Raw genomic sequence first — 17,462 nt, 5'->3', positions numbered from 1 at the left:
CCACGACCCATACCGCAAGCCTGACCCCAACACCCCACTCACGTCAGGAGATCCGAGAAACAGCGCCTAACGCCCGTCCCGAGCGCCTGCTGGCTGCCCGGCGCGAGTCGCACGGCGCTGGACCGTGGTGGCCACCTTCAGGAAGAGACGCAGCCGATCTTCCGACTGAACCCCGCCTTCCAGCGGGGAGAGATGAGCCGTTTCCGACAGAATCCGGCTGGGGCATGGGCACGGCGGCGAGGGCAGCTTGCACCCCCGCCATGGCTGCCAGGCGCTCTGCCGGCGCCAGCTCCTCCAGTGAGCGACAGAGCGCGCTCACCTGCGTCACGAGCGAGGCAGCCAATCCGGCTGATGAATTCGGTGCGCCGTCGCCCCCAGGAGCGGAGGCCGGAACGTTCTCCTGCATGACCGCCCTTCTGCGCTCATCGGCCGTGGTAGCTCGCGAGTGCCTTTCTACCGGCACTACCGGCTGGCGGCGTCATGTCGGTGTGTTGAAAGGCGGTTTCGAAGCAACACAGCCTGTGTGAGACCGCAGCCGTACTGCTTCGGCCTTCTCGCTGCGCAGGCCGTCAGCCGTCAGCCGGTCCGAGCCACTGCCCGCTGTGAGTTCGGCGCCGCGCCGCGATCAGCGCAGTCAGCGCCGTGATCGCAATGGCCTGGCCGATCAGGGCCCAGACTTTACTGGTGAACCAGATCGGCTCGTACATATCTGGCAGCGGGCCGAGACTTCCGGGGTCGATGTAGCGGTAAAACAGGATCGCTGCGAGTCCGGCTGCGGCGGTCAGCCAGGCGAAGGCGTCTCCGGCCCGGTGGCGCCAGAACACCACGAGCAGTGCCGCGAAGATGGCGGCGGCGCCCTCGATGCGGAACAGGGCGCCTTCACTGAGGATCGACGAGGCGATCGGCGAGTAGCGGTTGGCCAGCTCCAGGTGGACGTAGGCGTCCACCGCGAGACCCGCAGCTGCTGCACCACGCATGACAAAGGGAATTCTGGCCATCGAGGGCTACCTACCCGACCGTCAGTGTGCCGTGCATGGACGCGTGGATGGAGCAGACGTAGGGGAAGGTGCCGGTGGTGGCGGGAGCCTTGAACGTCGCCGACTTGCCCGGGTTGATGGGGCCGGTGTCGAAGGCGCTGCCGGCGCTCGCGGTGACGGTGTGCGTCGCGGAGTCGTGGTTGACCACGGTGACGGTCTCCCCGGGGTTCACAGTCAGTTTCGCCGGGCTGAAAGCGAAGTTGTTGATCGTGATCTGTGCTGCCGTGACTGTGGGTGCTGAAGGTGACGGGGCCTTGCTGCTGGGGGCGCTCTGCGCCGTCGACGCTGTGGGTGCGGCCGGCGCGGACGGAGTTGCCGTCGAGGAGCAGCCTGCCGCGGCCAGCAGCACCACGGTCGCCGAAAGCACGATGCGAGTCGGGAATCTGGACATGCCCTGTCCTTGTCTGATGCGGTAGCGCGATTACTGCGGAATGTAAGGTGCCTGCCTTGCTTCTGGCTGTCGGCCTCGACGGCTATTCGCTTATTCGCTCCAGCAGCCGAGGATGTCGCTGGCGACCTCGTAGGCGAGTTCGGCCCGGGAGAGCTTGTGGGGCCCGGAGGCGGTAGGCATCCCGGTGGCGTCGACTCGAAGGGTTTTGCCGTCCTTGAGGATGACGACGGTGCCGCCCGGCGACTCGTACCCGGGGTTGCCCAGGCCCTGGGCGGCGGTCAGCTGTGTGGTGGTGCCCAACTCCTTGCGGACGGAGTCGAAGTAGGCGTTCGCGGAGGCGGTGTTCGGTGATTCCTTCACCGACAGGACGAGTTTGCCGCCGGGCAGGTGGTAGGTGCAGGTGTAGAGGTGGTCGGTCCATGTGGTGGTCGTGGTCGGCGGGTGTGCGGGTGCCAGGATCTTTGTGACGTCCCCGCGTATCTCTGGTCCGCACACCATCACGGCGGATGCCGAAGGTGCGTCGGCCTGCCTCGTACCGGGCATCTTCATGTCCGGCTTCATGGGCGTGCCCGGTTCCACGGTCACAGGCGTGGGTGCGGTCGCGTGTGTGGATGCGGCAGGGGTGCCAGCACCCCCCGCGGCGCATCCGCCCGCGAGCGCCACGACTGCCGCCGCGGCGGCGAGCGCGATTAGACGGCTCCTGGGCCGGCCACCACCTGGTCCGGCTGCACTGTTGGCCTGCTGATGACTGTTCATCGTCCCTCCTCGTGCTGATTGGTCAGGACGGGTGGGTGCTGGTGAGGGTGGCGTACGCGACCGTGTTGTCCAGGTAGTGCCGGGTGGTCCGGTCGAAGCGGCCCCCGCAAGTGATCAGGCGGAGCTGGGAGTTGGTCGTGTTGCCGTAGACGGTCAGGGTGGGGAAGGCGTCCTTGGCGTAGGTGTTGACGCCGTCGATCCTGAACACCGCCACGGTGCCGTCGTCGCGGGTGACATCGACGGTGTCGCCGGGACGCAGCGCGCCCAGGGCGTAGAAGACACCCTTCGCTCCGGTGGTTCCGTCGATGTGACCGAGGACGACGGCCGGCCCCACCTGGCCGGGGACCGGTGAGTTCCGGTACCAGCCCGGCGCTGCGACATCGGACATCGGTGGGACTTCCAGGGTGCCGTCGGAGTTCTGTCCCAGGCTCAGCAGCGTGTGGTGCACGCCGATCGCCGGGATGGTGATCGCGGTGGGAGTCACCGCCGCGGCGGTCGGTGAAGGCGGCTTGGGCGCCAAGGAAATCGTGGAGGGGCCGCCGACAGGGGCCGGGGTGCCGGCCCCTGTCGCGGTGGCCAGATAGGGAGTGTGCAGTCCGGCCGAGGCCGGAGGCTGGGGCGCGTGATGCTGACTGGAGATCCCGACGGCCACCGTCCCTCCTGCTGCCAATAGGAGGACGGTGGCCGCCGACGCCAGCAGGCGTCGGCGGCCGCTACCGAAGAGGCGCGTCAACCAGACCATGACGGTCTACTTCTCGATGGTGGTCCGTCGGCGCAGAACCATCGCGCCACCGGCGGCTGCGGTCAGGCCCGCGCCGGTCACGTACAGCCAGGAGTTCTGCGTGCCCGACGTCCCGCCACCGCCGGTGTTCACACCACCGCCGGGAACCATGGCCATCTGGGAGGTGGCCAGCGGGCCGCACAGCGCCGGGGAGGTCGCGGCCAGCGGCAGCGACGGCACGAGGTCGCTGGGCTCCGCCTGGGCCTTGGCACTCAGTGTCGTGGGGTCGATGCCGTGAACCACGATGACGGCCTTGCCGTCCTTGATCGAGGCCACGGTCGCCGCGTCCAGGGTGATGGTCCGCGAGTAGTGGAACTCGGACCCGGACGGTGCGATCTTGATGTCCGTGCCGGCCGCCGGACTGGTGTCGCCGGTCTTGCCCAGCGTGGTGCCGATCGCACCGTAGGCCGGGCCGCCCTCGGTCGTACTGACGACGCCGTCGCCGTTCTTGTCCGCCGAGGTGTCGGGACACATGCCCATCCCGTTGATGTGGATGTGCTGTACGTGCGGGAACGGTGCCTTCATGAACGTCCCGGCAAGGCCCTTCACGTCCTGGGTGATCACGGCCTTGGAACCGGTCAGCTGAAGCATCAACATCCCTGAACCCGTTGCGTGGTTGAGCGGCTTGAGCGTCGCCATGTAGGTCGTGCTGTCGCTCGACTGGGCGCTCGCCGGCGAGCCGGCGAAGGCCAGCGGAAGCGCCAGAAGCGCCACCGGGGCCGTCATGGCCAGGACCCTGGCCGTTGTCCTCTTCGTCATCGTGCTCTCCTCCAACTGCGTGGCGGTGCTCGGACGTGCGATGACTCCTCCAGGGGCGGGGCCCGGCCCGTGTCAGGGCAGGATGCGCCGCCTACCTGGGGCAGTGACGATGAGAAGCCGGGCGCCGGGTCCGGGGCGCTTCGAATCGGGCTTCTGATGATGGATTCGGAGCCGAGGGCGCGCCGGATTGGTTCGGGCGTCGGGTGGCCGATGACGTTGGTGGCGGAAGTTCCCACGGCGTACGAAGGTTCAGAGTCTCGCTGATGGTCAAGGAGTGGTCGCTCCCTGTTCCATGCAGTCGAAGGGCGAGGGCTATTCGCGCGTGTGGCCGGAGTGCCGCGGGGCCGCCTCGACCTGTCCCGCAGACGCGAGTCAGCGCCCGGGGGCCGAATTCGCTCCGTAAGGCAGTTGGGCCGCCTCCGGGCCCGCGAGCAGGACATACATATGCTGGAAGCGCTCGGCTGCCCAGGCCACGAGTATCTCGACGGTCGCGGCCGGTAGAAACCGTTGAACGGCGACACCCCCAGCATGATGGCCTCACCGGTGTCCGCGACCGACAGGTCGGCGTCCGAGGAGACGGTGAAGTCGACCCTGTGACTGGTCATGTGGCTACGAGGACTATGGCGTGCGGGCGGGTCAGGTAGCGCTGCCAATACGGCCGGCCATGGGCACGGACTCCCTCTGGGGAGACGTGCATGGTGTGCCAGGTCAGGTGGGTGAAGCCGGCCTCGCGAAGCGCGTCGGCATACGTCTGTTCCGACCACCAGACGGCCTCGACGGACATATGGGAAGCCGCCCGGGGAATCTGCCCCGCAGTGTCCCTTTTCGGGGAATTGCATGGTCAGGGTGACGGGAGCGCCTTCGGTGGCGTTTTGTGCGGTCGTCAGGGTGAAACCGTAGGGGGCGTAGTAGTCGTCGCTGTAGGGCTCTCTCGGTCCTTGGGTGGCGTAGTCGGGGTTCAGCGTCGGGGCTATGAACATGCCCCGGGCTTCAGCTCGTCGCGCACGGTCCGGCACATGGCGAGGAGTTGCGGCATTCGCCTCACCTTTGGGCCGAAGAACCCGCATCCGGCCGGCGCCGGAACCTGGCGAGGGAGGAGAGCAACTCCTTCTGGGGCTGGGCCGCAGTCGAAGTGTTGCGCATGACCGGCATCCGGATCGAGGAACTGAGCGAGATCTCGCACCACAGCCTGGTCCAATACCGGCTGCCGAGCACGGGCGAGCTCGTCCCGCTGTTGCAGATCGCCCCGTCCAAGACCGACGAAGAACGGCTCCTGGTCGTCTCCCCGGAACTCGCCGACGTGCTCTCGGCGATCATCTGCCGCGTCCGCGCCGACGACGGCGGCGTCCCGCTCGTGATCGCCTACGACCACCACGAGAAAGTCTGGAACCCGTCCATGCCGCTGCTGTTCCAGCGCAAGATCGGACTCGAGGACCGGCCGATCCCCATCGACGGCATCCGCACCCTCCTCCAGGACGCGCTCGCCGCCACCGAATTCACCGAAGCGACCGGCCAGCCGCTGCACTTCGCTCCGCACGACTTCCGGAGGATCTTCACGACCGACGCCGTCATGAACGGCATGCCGCCTCACATCGCCCAGCTGATCCTCGGACATCGCGACATAAACACGACCATGGGATACAAGGCGGTCTATCCCGAGGAAGTCATCAACGGACACCGGGCGTTCATCGCCCGCCGCCGGGACCTGCGGCCCAGCGAGGAATACCGCAGCCCCACCGAGGAGGAGTGGGAGGAGTTCCTCGGCCACTTCGAACACCGCAAGGTCGCTCTCGGCGACTGCGGCCGAGCCTACGGCACCAGCTGCATTCATGAGCACAGCTGCATCCGATGCCCACTTCTGCGGGCCGCCCCGGCCCAGCGGCCGCGACTGGTGGACATCCGCGACAACCTCATCGACCGGATCGCGGAGGCCGAACGCGAGGGCTGGGTCGGCGAGGCCGAAGGGCTCAAGGTCAGCCTCGCCGCGGCCAATGCCAAACTCGCCCAGCTCGACAACCTCATCACCCACCGCGCCGCCGCCATCCACCTCGGCATGCCGACCTTCCCCGACGTCGCGGGACGTCACAGCACCCGAAATCAGGGGGGTAGTCACGGGCTCCTAGCCTTCTCGGCTGCCACCGTCCTTGACGCCTGCTCGCAGGCCCCACTCATCCAGACCGGAGTAGATCAACGCAGTGCGACCACGCGGGAAAGATAGTGCCTCAGCCTCCCCTGAATAGATCGCCACTAGTGAGTCGGCTCCTCGCCACCAGGTGTCGGTCATCCCCAGCACTTCGTGCACTGGCTCGAACTCATCCAGCACAATGCCGTCGACCTCGTTGCCAGTGACCTTGACGATCTTCTTTGCCCACATGGAGGCGTGGTGGGTCAGTGCGAGCGACTCGACCCAGCCCTCGACGGTGGCATGGAGGGGCGACCACTGACCAGCGTGAATACCAAACTCACCAGATGGCCCGATCATGAATGAGTAGGGAACCGCTGTCCGCTGCATACCTGCTTCGAACCACCACCCTTCGGACGCGGAGCCTTCGGGAGAATCCGCTGCGAAGTATCTCGGGCCGCCGTCGTACTGGGATGCAGGTGGCAGGACCAGGCCGCCCCATCGCTCTTGAAAGGCCGCCATCCGGTCGATGACCGTCGCGGGGATGTCTCTCTCAAGCCACCACTGTCTGTGTTCCTCCACGGTCCCGACGTCGACCTTGACGCCGTGCGCGCGGACGAACGATCGAGCTCGTTGAGTCAGGCCATCGGGCACATCGTTGAAGAGGTTGAGATTCACCAGCATGACGCTACTGCCAGGTCTCAACCTTGATCGAGGTCCTGAAGGCGATCGAGGGGCCCCAACCTGCAAGTTCAGAGAAGGGACGGGGACGAGGTGGTTGCGGCGGAACCAGCCGATCTCGCCCTCGACGCCGCCCTTCTCGTGGGCGCCGCCGATGCCGGGCTGGCAGTAGAGGGCATCCAGGCCGTAGTGCGAGCGGAACGCGGTCCACCGCTCAGCCTCCACACGCTGGCGGGAGAAGCCCAACACCCGGGCAACGGCGGCCCTAAGGTTGTCGTAGCGGACCCTCCCGGTCGGCACCCCGCCCAGCGTGTTGAGAGCGTGGACGTGGCCCTCGAAGAACGCCTCCTGCCCACACGAGGCGAAGATCCGGTGCACCGCCTTGCCCGAGTAGGACAGCCGGAACGCGAACAGGTAACAGGTCACCAACTCGCCGGCCAGACGCACCGTCACGTCGCCGAAGTCGACCTCCGCCTCCGCGCCGGGCTTGTGGGTCTGCGGGACGAACGCGACCACCACCCCGCGGCCCGCCTGCAAACGGATCTCCCCGCGGCGCTCGGCCACGTAGGCGCGGACCATCTGGTACGAGACCTCGTCGGCGCCGTGCTCGTCCACCAGCCGGTCGAAGATCCGCTTCACCGTGTGCCGCTGTTTGCGCGGGGCGTCCAGGTCTGCCCGCAGCATCTGGTCGATCAGCGGCTTGAACGGATCGAGCCGCGTCGCCCTGGGTGCCAGCTTCTTGCGGGGCTCGGGCCACGCCGACTCCAGGGCCTTCTTCACCGTCAGGAAGCCGACGCCGTACGACCGCATGAGAGCGCGGTTCGACAGTCCGGTACGCGAGTCACGGCGGATCGCCGCGTACAGATCGACCTTGGACTTCGGCAGCACCCGGGCCCCCTCGTCGTGCAGAGCACAACCATGGTCCCGAAGCAAGCACCTGGGTGTTCTCGAAACTCGGCGACATCACTCTCCCGTGGCACAGGGTGCTCTCGCCGCTCAGCGACAGGTGCTCTCACGACTCACGTATAAAGCCACTCACCCGACTCATGAACAGGCGGGAGGCCCGTAACCAGGTGTGAGGGTGGATGCTGGTGGAGTTCTAGCGAAGCCGCTCAGCGCCGCCGAGACCTCGCGCACTGCACGGATGTCCAGACGGGTGAGCCGATCGCTCCCCCGAATAGGGAAGCGGAGTACGTGGCTGCGCCCTGCCTGAGCGTGTGAATCGCGGTTCTGGGGCGCGGGCGGTTCGGCCCGCGCCCCAGGCCGGTGTCCGGTCAGAGGGAGCCTGTGGATGGGCCACCGAGAGTGGGTGGGGCCATCTCCGTATGGCTGGCCTCGGCGCCGAGCGCTTCGCTCGGCCGGCCGTGCCCGCCGCTCAGCAGGCCCACCGGGCGCTGGTGGGTACAGAAGGGCGGGCGGAGTGCCCTTGTCTCCGCCGCGGCCTAGCTAGCCGAGGGAGCTGGCCCACTGGACGACGGGGGCGGCCATACCGGTACCCGTGCTGGTGAAGGTGAACAGACGCGAGCGGTCACGGCCGTCGGGGCCGGGGCCGTAGGTGTACCAGGCGGCGAGGTCCGTCCTGCCGTCTCCGTCGAAGTCTCCGGAGACCACGTCGCTCCAGTCCCAGTTCCAGCTGCCGCTGCCGCTGTCCCACACCTTGTGTGGTGCGCTGACACCGTTGGTGGTGCCGTTCATGGTCCACAGGCCGGTCTGGCTGCGTCCGTCACCGGTCTGTCCGTAGTTGTACAGGACGCCGATGTCCGCCTGGCCGTCGCCGTTGTAGTCGCCGGCGGTCAACTTGCTGGCGTTCCAGTTCCAGCTGTCGTTGCCGCTGTCCCACACCTTCTTGGGGGCGCTCAGGCCAGTGGCGCCGCCGGCGAACCACAGTCCGGTCTGGTTGCGTCCGTTGCTGTCCTGCCCGTCGTTGTACAGGACCGCGACGTCGAGCTTGCCGTCGCCGTTGAAGTCGGCCGAGGTGACCTTGCTGCGGTCCCAGTTCCAGCTGCCGCTGCCGCTGTCCCACACCTTGGCCGGGTCCTTGAAGCCGCTGCCGGTGCCTGCGAAGCTGAACAGGCCGGTCTGGTTGCGTCCGTCACCGGTCTGTCCGTAGTTGTACAGGACGCCGATGTCCGCCTTGCCGTCGCCGTTGTAGTCGCCGGACGTCAGCTTGCTGCGGTTCCAGTTCCAGCTGCCGCTGCCGCTGTCCCATACCTTGGCCGGGTCCTTGAAGCCGCTGCCGGTGCTGGTGAAGGTCCACAGGCCGGTCTGGTTGCGTCCGTCACCGGTCTGTCCGTAGTTGTACAGAACGCCGACGTCGGCCTTGCCGTCGCCGTTGTAGTCGCCGGACGTCAGCTGGACGGCGTTCCAATTCCAGGCACCATCCTGGCTGTCCCACCATGTACGCGGAGCAGTCAGAGTCTTGCCGTCGCTGATGAACACCCACAGCGCGACACGGCCCCGGCCTTCGACCTCGCCGTAGTGGTACAGGGCGGCTATGTCGTCCTTGCCGTCGCCGTTGAAGTCGCCCGAAGTGAACTTGGCCGTCTTCGGCAGCGCGCGGACTTGCTGGATCCACGGGTTCAAGTCATCGGCCCGGGCTGCCACGGCACCGGTACGGGTCTCCGACGCGTCCGTGCCCATGCAACCTCCCTGCCACGAACGGGAGACGATCCCGACCAGTTCGGCCCGGTCGCCGCTGCCACGCAGCGCGGGACCACCCGCGTCACCCTGACAGATGGCAGCCTTGTCCGAACCATTCAGACCCATGGTCCGAGTGTCGACGGAAGCGACCGGAAACGCGCCCGAGTGCAGCTTGTCCGGCACCCATTCCGTCTTGGTGCGGCCGAATCCGGCCGCGACCAGCTCCTCGCCCGACGCGGGGGCGGAAGAGGCGATCCTGGCCGGCTTCACGCCGACAATCGGCCGGGCCAGCTTGACCATGACGACGTCGCGATCCGTCCGCGGTACCAGCTCAACGCCTTCCCGCACGCTTCCACCCGTCTGCGAGAGATCGGTGCGTCCCACGGTGACAGTGGTCTTGACAGCGGGCTTGCCTGCCGAGGCGGCCTTGCCGTCAACGGCGAAGCAATTGGCCGCGGTGAGGACCCACTGGGGGTCCACCAGCGTGCCTGTGCAGGCTGCCACGTCTCCAATGCTGAGTTTGGCGGTGAAGGCATAACCGGCGTCGCTGCCGGCGAGCGCGGTGGCGGGGGCGGCGGTCAGGAGCCCCGCTCCTACGGCGGTGGCGAGCAGGGTGGGCGTCCACGCCGTGCGCGAACTCTTTCCGAGCATGGTGAGTCTTTTCTCTTAACACTGTGGGCTGACGAGAGCCGCACGTGGCCGACGCGGCAACCTCATCCCTTGCGCATCGGTCGCGTGGGGCGGTGGCTCAGGTGGAGCCCTCTCGTCGTGGGGGAGCGGGCCCGCTCCGGAGTGGATCACGGGCGGAGCTCAGGGGGTGGCGGGCCAGGCGTTCCTGCCGGTGGCGATGGCGCCCTTGCCGTTGCCCTTGTAGAAGTTGAAGCGCTGCTGGTTGTTCCAGAGGCCGCCCATGTCGGTGTTGCCGTCGCCGTCGAAGTCACCGGCCAGAACGACGGGCATGTCCTTCCAGCCGTTGTCCGGCCACATGGAGACACCGTTCTCGAGGCCGCCGTGTGCGGTGCCGTAGCGGACGAGGGCGCCGGTGTCGGTGAGGGCGACGACGTCGTCGAGGCCGTCGTTGTTGAAGTCGCCGGCCACGACCTTCTGCGTGTACTGCCAGGTATTGTCGCGCCACATGTTGCGCTTCTGACCGGTGAGCTTGCCGTCGGGACCCGCGGTGTAGGCGTACAGGGCGCCCTTGGGTCCGGCATTCCAGACGGCGAGCAGGCCGTCGCGGCCGGAGGCGTCCGACTTGAAACGCGTGAGCTGCAGCATCGGGTTCCAGTTGGTCGTTTCATCGAGCCACATGGGCTTGCTGAAATTGAGAGGACCATTGGCAGTGCCGAGATACAGGTGCAGGGGGCCGTTGGCCCACACGGCGGCGATGTCGGCGATGCCGTCGCCGTTGAAGTCGCCGCCGACCATCTTGGTGATGGCCTTGCCCCAGGTGCCGTCGGTGTTCCACAGAGGACGGCCGTACTCGAAACTGCCGTCCTTGCGCCCGTAGAAGGCGTGCAGGTTGCCGTCCTTGAGGGTGGCGGCAACGTCGGTGATGCCGTCGCCGTTAAAGTCGCCGCTCGTCATCAGAGACGTGACGTCAGGGACGATCGTTGCAAGGCGAATCTGCTGCACCCAGCCGTTGACGTTGTCGAGACGGGCGCTGACGGCGCCGGTGCGGGTCTCAGCGGGGGCAGTGCCGAGACAACCACCCTGCCAGGAGAGGGAGTTGACGGCGACGAGTTCGGGAGTGCCGTTGTTGTCGCGCAGCGCGGGGCCGCCTGCGTCGCCCTGACAGATCACTGCCTTGGAGGATCCGTTCAGGGCGACCGATCTGTCGCCAACTGAGGCGACGGTGAAGGTGGAGCGATGCAGTCTCTTTGGCACCCACTCCGTCTTGGTCCGTCCGAAACCGACTGCAGTCAGCTTGTCCGATGCGGTGGGGGCGGCGGCTGCGACCTTGACTGGGGTAACACCAGTGACAGGCTTGGCCAGCTTGACCATCGCTATGTCACGGTCGGGATGCGGGACCACCTGCACGGCGTCCAGGACGGAGCCTGCGCTATGGCTGAGGTCGGTCCGGCCCACTACCACAGTCGTTTTCACCGCCGGCTTTCCTGCCTTGGCAGCCTGCCCGTCCCTCTTGGAACAGGTAGCCGCGGTGAGGACCCACTGCGCATCTACGAGAGCACCTGAACAGGCTTGCTGATCAGCGATGTTGACCTTAGCGGCGAACCCGTAATCGCCATCCTTCGCATCACTGCCTGCCAAGGCGCTGGCGGAGGGTGCGGAGACAAGACCTGCTCCTGTGGCTAGCACGAGCAAGCCGATGACCCACTCACGACGTGAGCGCGTTCGGGACATAGTTTTTCTGTTCCTTATTTTCTGGAGAACGGCGAACGGCAGGTCGCGAACGCGGAGGACGCGCTCGGGCCCTGCCATCGGAAGCAACCGCAGTGCACACCGATCCGATCTGGCGGCAACACCGAGGAGTGCCGAATCAAAATCAGTCACTGACTCGAAGTTCGACCAGCGTTGCCTCCTTGGCTCCGCCCGGGATGTCTCCCGTACCTACTGGCGTTACGACGTCCTTAGGTGAGTCAACGACCTTCGTCCTGCCCTCTGAGGTGAGAGTGGCGCGAACGGGGTGACCAAGCGCCTTGACGTTGAAGGTTCCCGGCACTTCCAGGGAGAGGTACCCCGTCTTTGCGAGGGTCGTGAAGCAGATCTCGGATGCCACCCAATCCTTGATGGCGCTGATCCTGATATCCCAGGATCCCGCTGTGCAGTCCGCCAGCATGATGCCGCCGTCTCCCCTGTTCAGCTTCAGCCCGCGCTCCGTCAGGATGGCATCCGCGTTGGGATAGTCGAAGTTCTCCACGGCCGAGGGCGGTTCGGCGGCTACCGCGCCCTTCTGAGGCTCCGCCGGAGCGGCTTGTGCGACGGTGACGGCGCCAACGATTGCGGCTGTCGAAATGAGGGCCAGAGCCGAGGGGAGGAACAGCTTCCGAGCATGGGATATCGCCATGGGTCTCTTCCGAGTGCAGATTCGAGCGGACAGGTGGGAGCTTCTCAACGAAGCGGTGGTGAAACTATCACTCTGCAGTTGAGGGAGCGTCACCGGCATCAGGCTGCACCGACCTGCAATCCGATAGTGATTCGTTACCTTTGTGCACTCATTGCAGATGAGACTCAAGATTCTTTCATGGTGGAGGCACTCGTTAATGTCTTCAAGTCGCCTGCGCAGTGCGGAAGTTGGAAGCTCTAGCCTCATCGGTGACCCTCGCTCAACTCACCCCCTCATCACTCATGCTTTACCAGGTCCATAACACAGACACTTCCTTGAAGATCCCCTGCGGTGGCATCTCCGACGGACAGTCCCAGGAGATGAGTGGATGGCTATGATCTCGGCGCCGGATCTTCGGCAATCACTGAACGAGCTAGAGAGAACCGCCTAGTGAGAAGCAAGGGGAAGCGGCTACCACAGCGCACACGTGTTGTCTGCGCTGGGGCTTTGTCGATGGCGTTGGCCATCGGTCTGGTCGGCACGAGTCCGGCCTTCGCGGCCGAACTGCCAGAAGACGGGGCCGCGTACAGCGAGGACATCAACCCGATCCCGGCAACAGATCGTGGCCGGGTCGTGGAGTTCTGGAAGGAAGGAGGGGGCGGGGTCCGGGCCGCAGCAGAAGCGGCCCTTTTGGGAAGCGACGCCGACGTCAAGCGATTCCTGGACACCACCAGAGCCGTTGGCCAGCACACGGACGCCAAGCTTGAGACCATACAGATGATCTCGCTCAGCGGACCGAATGTGCGCGGAGCGGCCACAGCGGCGTACGACGGTGCGCCAGAGAAACTGCAACAGTTCCTCAAGGACGGCTGGGAGAAGCCTCTTGAGGCAGACCAGCGGCTTCAGGCCACACAACTCCTGAGCACCGGTGGCCCTATGGTAAGGGGGGCCGCTCAAAAGGCGCTTGATGGGACGATTGACGATGTACGCGAGTTCCTGCGCACCACACAGAATCGCGCGCAAGAGGCCGATGACAGCCTGCTAACCACGCAGATCCTCAGCACGGGCGGTGCTGCCGTCAAGCAAGCAGCTCAGCTCGCCCTCGATGGATCAGCGGCGGATCGCCGCGAATTCATCGCCGTGGGCCAGTACGTCGCTCGGGCCCGAGACCAGGAACGGGCAACCGTCGAGCAACTCGCGCAGCAGGCACGGGAGGCCGGCGCCCAGGCGAAGAAAGCAACCGACGAGGCCAAAGAGGCCTCGGCACGGGCAATAACCGCGTCCAATCTCGCAAAGGGTGCTGCCGAAGAAGCAGCCGAAGAGACAAAAAAGGCGGGCAAGAGCGCCGAAAGGGCGGCAGCAGCCGCCTCGGCGGCAGCCGAGGCAGCCAGCGGTGCGGCACAAGCGGCACAGCAGGCAATCACAGCAGCCCGCAAGGCCAGCCAGTCCGCTCAGGTAGCAGCGAATGCAGCGTCCGCCGCGGCGGCGGCAGCCTCGGGTGCAGCCAGGGCCGCGTCTCGCGCCCGCACCGCAGCCGCCGGCGCTGCTGCCGACTCCGGCCAGGCAGCGAATGCCCGCAAGGCCGCCCAGCAAGCGCGGGACGCGGCCAAGGCAGCCGACGATTCTGATGCGGCGGCAGGACAAGCCGCCACCGCATCTAACGAAGCTGCCAAGGCAGCGGACGCTGCGGCAGCGGCAGGGGTTAACGCGGAGGCCGCAGCGGGTGCCGCAGGACAGGCGAGCAGTCTCGCAGCGGCAGCGGGTGCACATGCAGAGGACGCGAAGTCAGCCGCTGGCCGTGCCAAGCGTTTTGCTAGCGAGGCAACTCGGGCCGCTCGTGCGGCTGCCGCTCTCGCCCGCCAGTCTGCTGAGGCAGCTAAGGATGCGCGCATCTGGGCCCGCTCGGCGGCCTCGCATGCTCGCAGTGCGGCAGATGCGGCGGACAGAGCAGCCGACTATGCGGGACAGTCGAGCAGCGCAGCCAGCGACGCTAAGGGACATTCGAAGGCCGCCCAAGATGCTGCCGATGTAGCGGCGAGCTCGGCGAGCTCGGCGGCTAAGACTCATGAGCTCGCGGTAAAGAGCGAGGAGGCAGACCTCAGCGCCCGCACAACCCAGGCCGTCGAGAGGGCTAGAGATCTCAAGGCCGAGGATGACGAGCGCAGAGCCGAGGAGAACCGAAGGGCTAACGCCGACAAGGAGCTCGACTCGAGAACCGCTGCGCTCGCACAGGACGCCGCACAGCCGAACATCTCAGACGAACTGATCGCGTCCAAGGGCCGCCAACTCGCTCTACTGGTACTCAAACAGAAGGGTGGCCCGTGGAGCCAGACGGCCGCGGCCGTTGCCTTGGCCAGTCCGGACAAGGGCGTCCGAGAGTACATACAGTCCGGCTGGAAGATGGCCATCGAACTGGACAACCGCGCGCGGGTGGAGCGACTGGCCGAAGAGGGGATCGCTCCGCCCGTCAAGCAGGGCGCTGAAAAGGCCCTCACGGGTGGCGCCAACGCTATCGATGCCTTCCTGAACACGGGACAGCACCAGGCCGCACTGGGCAGCTATCGGCTTAAAACCACACAGATCCTGAGCACTGGCGGTACCAACGTCAAGGGTGCCGCACAGGCAGCTTTGGATGACGGCTCCGCTCAGGCGCTCTCCCAGTTCCTGGCCGTAGGCCAGTACGCCTCCCGCGCCGCAGACGAACAGGTAACCACAACCCAGCTCCTCAGCAAGGGCGGCCCGGAGGTCAAAGCGGCCGCACGCATCGCGCTGGAGGGTCCGCCTCAACTTCTGTCCGAGTTCGTCCGAACCGGCCAGTACATGGCCCAGCGAAAAGACAACCTCGCTGCTACCCACAACGCACAGGTCAAGAGCCTGATCGCCGAAACAGCAGGCACTGCGGCTACAGCCCAGGAGCAGGCAAACAGAGCAGCCGAATCCGCCGCCCGAGCCGACAAGGCAGCAGCAGACGCTGAGCGGTACAAGAAGCAAGCTCTGGAGTCGGCCAGAAAGGCAGACGAATTCGCGGAGGAGGCCAAGAAGTCTGCAGCAGCTGCAGAAGTCTCGGCGAAGAACGCCGCGGCCTCCGCTAAGCGTGCGAGTCAGGCCGAGGCTGAAGCTCACACTGCGGCCCGTGAGGCGTCCGCCTCCGCTGCACGCGCCGAAAACTCAGCCGCATGGGCCCAGTCGAGTGCCGCTGAGGCGTGGGCCGCGGCCAACCAAGCCCAGGCCGATGCCGACCAGGCCGGCAAAGACAAGGAAGCCGCAAAGCAGGCGTCCGTTGACGCACTGAAGGAGGTCGCAGCCAAGAAGGACGCTGAGGCCAAGGCCCAGCGTGAGAACGCGGAGCAGCAGCAGGCAGCAGCTGAGTTCCAGAAGATGGTAGAGGCCATCGCCGAAGCAGCCGAGGACGAGGACTTCGACTGGGGGCAGTTCTGGAAAGACGCCGGGCACCTTGCGCTTGATGCGGCAGGCAGCAGCGACATCCCGATCCTGAGCAGCGCCGCTAACGCAGGCAACTGTGTGTGGTACGGGGCAGAGAAAGCTGTCGTTGACGCAGCCACTTCCTGTGTCGGCATCATCCCCGGCGCCGGTGTCGTCAATGGCGCCAAGACCGCCAAGGGCGGCAGCAAGCTCTGGAAGTACACCAAGAAGCTCTTCGGTGGCGGAAAGGGCGCCACGGCTAAGCGACTCGATGACGCTATGGCCACAGCATGCAAGACCAACAGCTTCATTCCGGGCACCCGCGTGGTGATGGCTGACGGCTCTACGAGGCCTATCGAAAGCGTCAGGGTCGGCGAGCAGGTACTGGCGACCGACCCGGCAACTGGTGAGTCCGGAGCTAGAGCAGTTGATGACCTGATTACCGGAAGCGGGATCAAGCCGCTGGTCAGGCTCACCATGGACACGGACGGCAACAACGGTGACGCAAGCAGCACCGTTACCGCAACGACAGGGCATCCCTTCTGGCTTGAAGACAAGAAGGCATGGACCCCCGCCGGGGACATCCAGCCCGGCAGTCTGCTGCGAACGTCATCTGGCACATGGGTCAAGGTCACCGCAACGCAGGCATGGTCCGAGCCACAACGCGTGTTCAACCTGTCCGTTCAGGGCATTCACACCTACTTTGTCCAGGCTGGCTCAGCCACTGCCCTGGTTCACAACTCCGGCTGCAAGTTCTGGAAGCGGTCAGGTTTCGAGGACCAGCGTGTCTACCAGCGGGACGATCTGCTGGACCTGGACTATGTGTCACCCAAGGACAAGTACAAGCGAAGCAACCGCAAGCTGATGAGCCAAGGCCTCACCCCCTACTCTCGGAACGACGAGTGGATCGTCCTGCATCACATGCTGCAGACGCAAGACGGCCCGATCGCCGAGGTGACCGCCACCATGCACCAGAAGAACTACCATCAGCTGCACTGGAAGTCCGGCACCAAAATTCCCAGCGGGATCGATCGGCCGGAATTTGCCGCATGGAAGACGCGATACTGGAAGAATCGACTCAAGGAGCTCGGCGGATGACAACTGGAGTGGAATCGATTTCGGAGTTCATCAGCCTGGTGCGTTCCCATGAGGACATCGCGCACCACGCCGATGACTGCACCCCAGAGATGATCAGTGAGGCCGAAGAAGCCCTCGGTCTGAAGTTTCCGCCCTCGTACCTGCTCTTCCTCAAGGAGTTCGGAACATGTGACATCGGAGGAGCCGAATTCTTTGGGGTGTACCGAACCGAAGCCGGCGGCAGCCAGCTCTGGGGCTCGTCGTACGAAACGCTCGACGCACGCAGCCAGTGGGACATGCCACATTCGCTGATCGCGGTGCAGCACGACGGTATGGGTGGAACGGTCGTCCTCGACTCGGCGCAACCGTCTCCTGACGGGGAGTACCCCGTCCTGGTGTGGGACGCAGGAGCAAAGGCTCGGGGAACAATGGAGTTCCTAGCCGCCGACTTCGGCACCTACGCGCTTGACGTGGGGCGCCGGGAAGTGCAAGCAGCCCAGAACTCCATCTAGACCCAAGGCCGCGCAGTGAGCGGGGCAAGGAGCTAGAGCAGAAAGTGCCCCTGGCTCTACGCACGCGCTGGTGAGGGATGGGACGAGCATCCTCTGCGCCATATTCGCGGGCGAGGGCGACAGGTACTGAGGGGCCCAGCTAATGCCGGGCCCCTCAAGCCATTACGGTCGATAGCGCGTCATCTCATGTGGTGAGTGACCAGCAGCTAGGCGATGTTTCTCGGATCTCCTGACGTGAGTGGGGTGTTGGGGTCAGGCTTGCGGTATGGGTCGTGGGGA

General features: G+C 65.8%; 11 protein-coding genes and 1 pseudogene. 3 read left to right on the top strand and 9 right to left on the bottom strand.

The window, feature by feature from the left end:
• Positions 1-569: 569 nt before the first annotated feature.
• The 5 genes from IE267_RS39120 to IE267_RS39100 all read right to left on the bottom strand — a co-directional run bounded on the left by IE267_RS39120 (position 570) and on the right by IE267_RS39100 (position 3,724).
• A complete protein-coding gene (locus tag IE267_RS39120; RefSeq protein ID WP_229861685.1) occupies positions 570-977 on the bottom strand; it encodes a hypothetical protein in 408 nt (135 codons plus the stop codon).
• Between the two features lie 31 nt (positions 978-1,008).
• Positions 1,009-1,428, bottom strand: a complete 420-nt coding sequence (locus IE267_RS39115) for a cupredoxin domain-containing protein (RefSeq protein WP_189766548.1) — start codon at positions 1,426-1,428, stop codon at positions 1,009-1,011.
• Positions 1,429-1,518: 90 nt separating this feature from the next.
• A complete protein-coding gene (locus IE267_RS39110; RefSeq protein ID WP_189766547.1) occupies positions 1,519-1,977 on the bottom strand; it encodes a hypothetical protein in 459 nt (152 codons plus the stop codon).
• Positions 1,978-2,206: 229 nt separating this feature from the next.
• Positions 2,207-2,926: a class F sortase gene (locus tag IE267_RS39105; protein WP_167161608.1), complete on the bottom strand. Its 720-nt coding sequence runs from the start codon at positions 2,924-2,926 to the stop codon at positions 2,207-2,209.
• A gap of 6 nt (positions 2,927-2,932) precedes the next feature.
• Positions 2,933-3,724, bottom strand: a complete 792-nt coding sequence (locus IE267_RS39100; RefSeq protein ID WP_229861684.1) for a GVDTG sorting domain-containing protein — start codon at positions 3,722-3,724, stop codon at positions 2,933-2,935.
• Between the two features lie 1,027 nt (positions 3,725-4,751).
• Here IE267_RS39100 and IE267_RS39095 point away from each other — a divergent pair.
• A complete protein-coding gene (locus IE267_RS39095; protein WP_189766546.1) occupies positions 4,752-5,942 on the top strand; it encodes a tyrosine-type recombinase/integrase in 1,191 nt (396 codons plus the stop codon).
• Positions 5,943-6,605: 663 nt separating this feature from the next.
• Here IE267_RS39095 and istA read toward each other — a convergent pair.
• From istA to IE267_RS39070, 4 genes and pseudogenes are all read right to left on the bottom strand, one after another.
• A pseudogene (gene istA, locus IE267_RS40610) lies at positions 6,606-7,415 on the bottom strand (IS21 family transposase); the annotation flags it as partial.
• Between the two features lie 558 nt (positions 7,416-7,973).
• Entirely contained in the window at positions 7,974-9,818 is a 1,845-nt protein-coding gene (locus IE267_RS39080) for a trypsin-like serine protease (RefSeq protein ID WP_189766545.1), read from the bottom strand.
• A gap of 159 nt (positions 9,819-9,977) precedes the next feature.
• Positions 9,978-11,528 (bottom strand): trypsin-like serine protease, encoded by a 1,551-nt coding sequence (locus IE267_RS39075; protein WP_189766544.1) that lies wholly within the window; start codon positions 11,526-11,528, stop codon positions 9,978-9,980.
• A 142-nt stretch (positions 11,529-11,670) separates the two neighbouring features.
• Positions 11,671-12,192: a hypothetical protein gene (locus IE267_RS39070; protein WP_229861682.1), complete on the bottom strand. Its 522-nt coding sequence runs from the start codon at positions 12,190-12,192 to the stop codon at positions 11,671-11,673.
• A gap of 492 nt (positions 12,193-12,684) precedes the next feature.
• Here IE267_RS39070 and IE267_RS39065 point away from each other — a divergent pair, with 492 nt between their 5' ends.
• On the top strand, positions 12,685-16,692 hold the full coding sequence (locus tag IE267_RS39065) for an HNH/ENDO VII family nuclease (RefSeq protein WP_189766543.1): 4,008 nt from the start codon (positions 12,685-12,687) through the stop codon (positions 16,690-16,692).
• A complete protein-coding gene (locus IE267_RS39060; RefSeq protein WP_189766542.1) occupies positions 16,689-17,183 on the top strand; it encodes an SMI1/KNR4 family protein in 495 nt (164 codons plus the stop codon). Before IE267_RS39065 ends, IE267_RS39060 begins: the two co-directional genes overlap by 4 nt.
• The last annotated feature ends 279 nt before the right edge of the window (positions 17,184-17,462 follow it).

The organism is Streptomyces xanthochromogenes (assembly GCF_014650455.1).
Lineage (GTDB): Bacteria > Actinomycetota > Actinomycetes > Streptomycetales > Streptomycetaceae > Streptomyces > Streptomyces xanthochromogenes.
The sequence above is the reverse complement of the archived record's forward strand: the minus strand, read 5'-3'. Positions and strand labels throughout refer to the sequence as shown.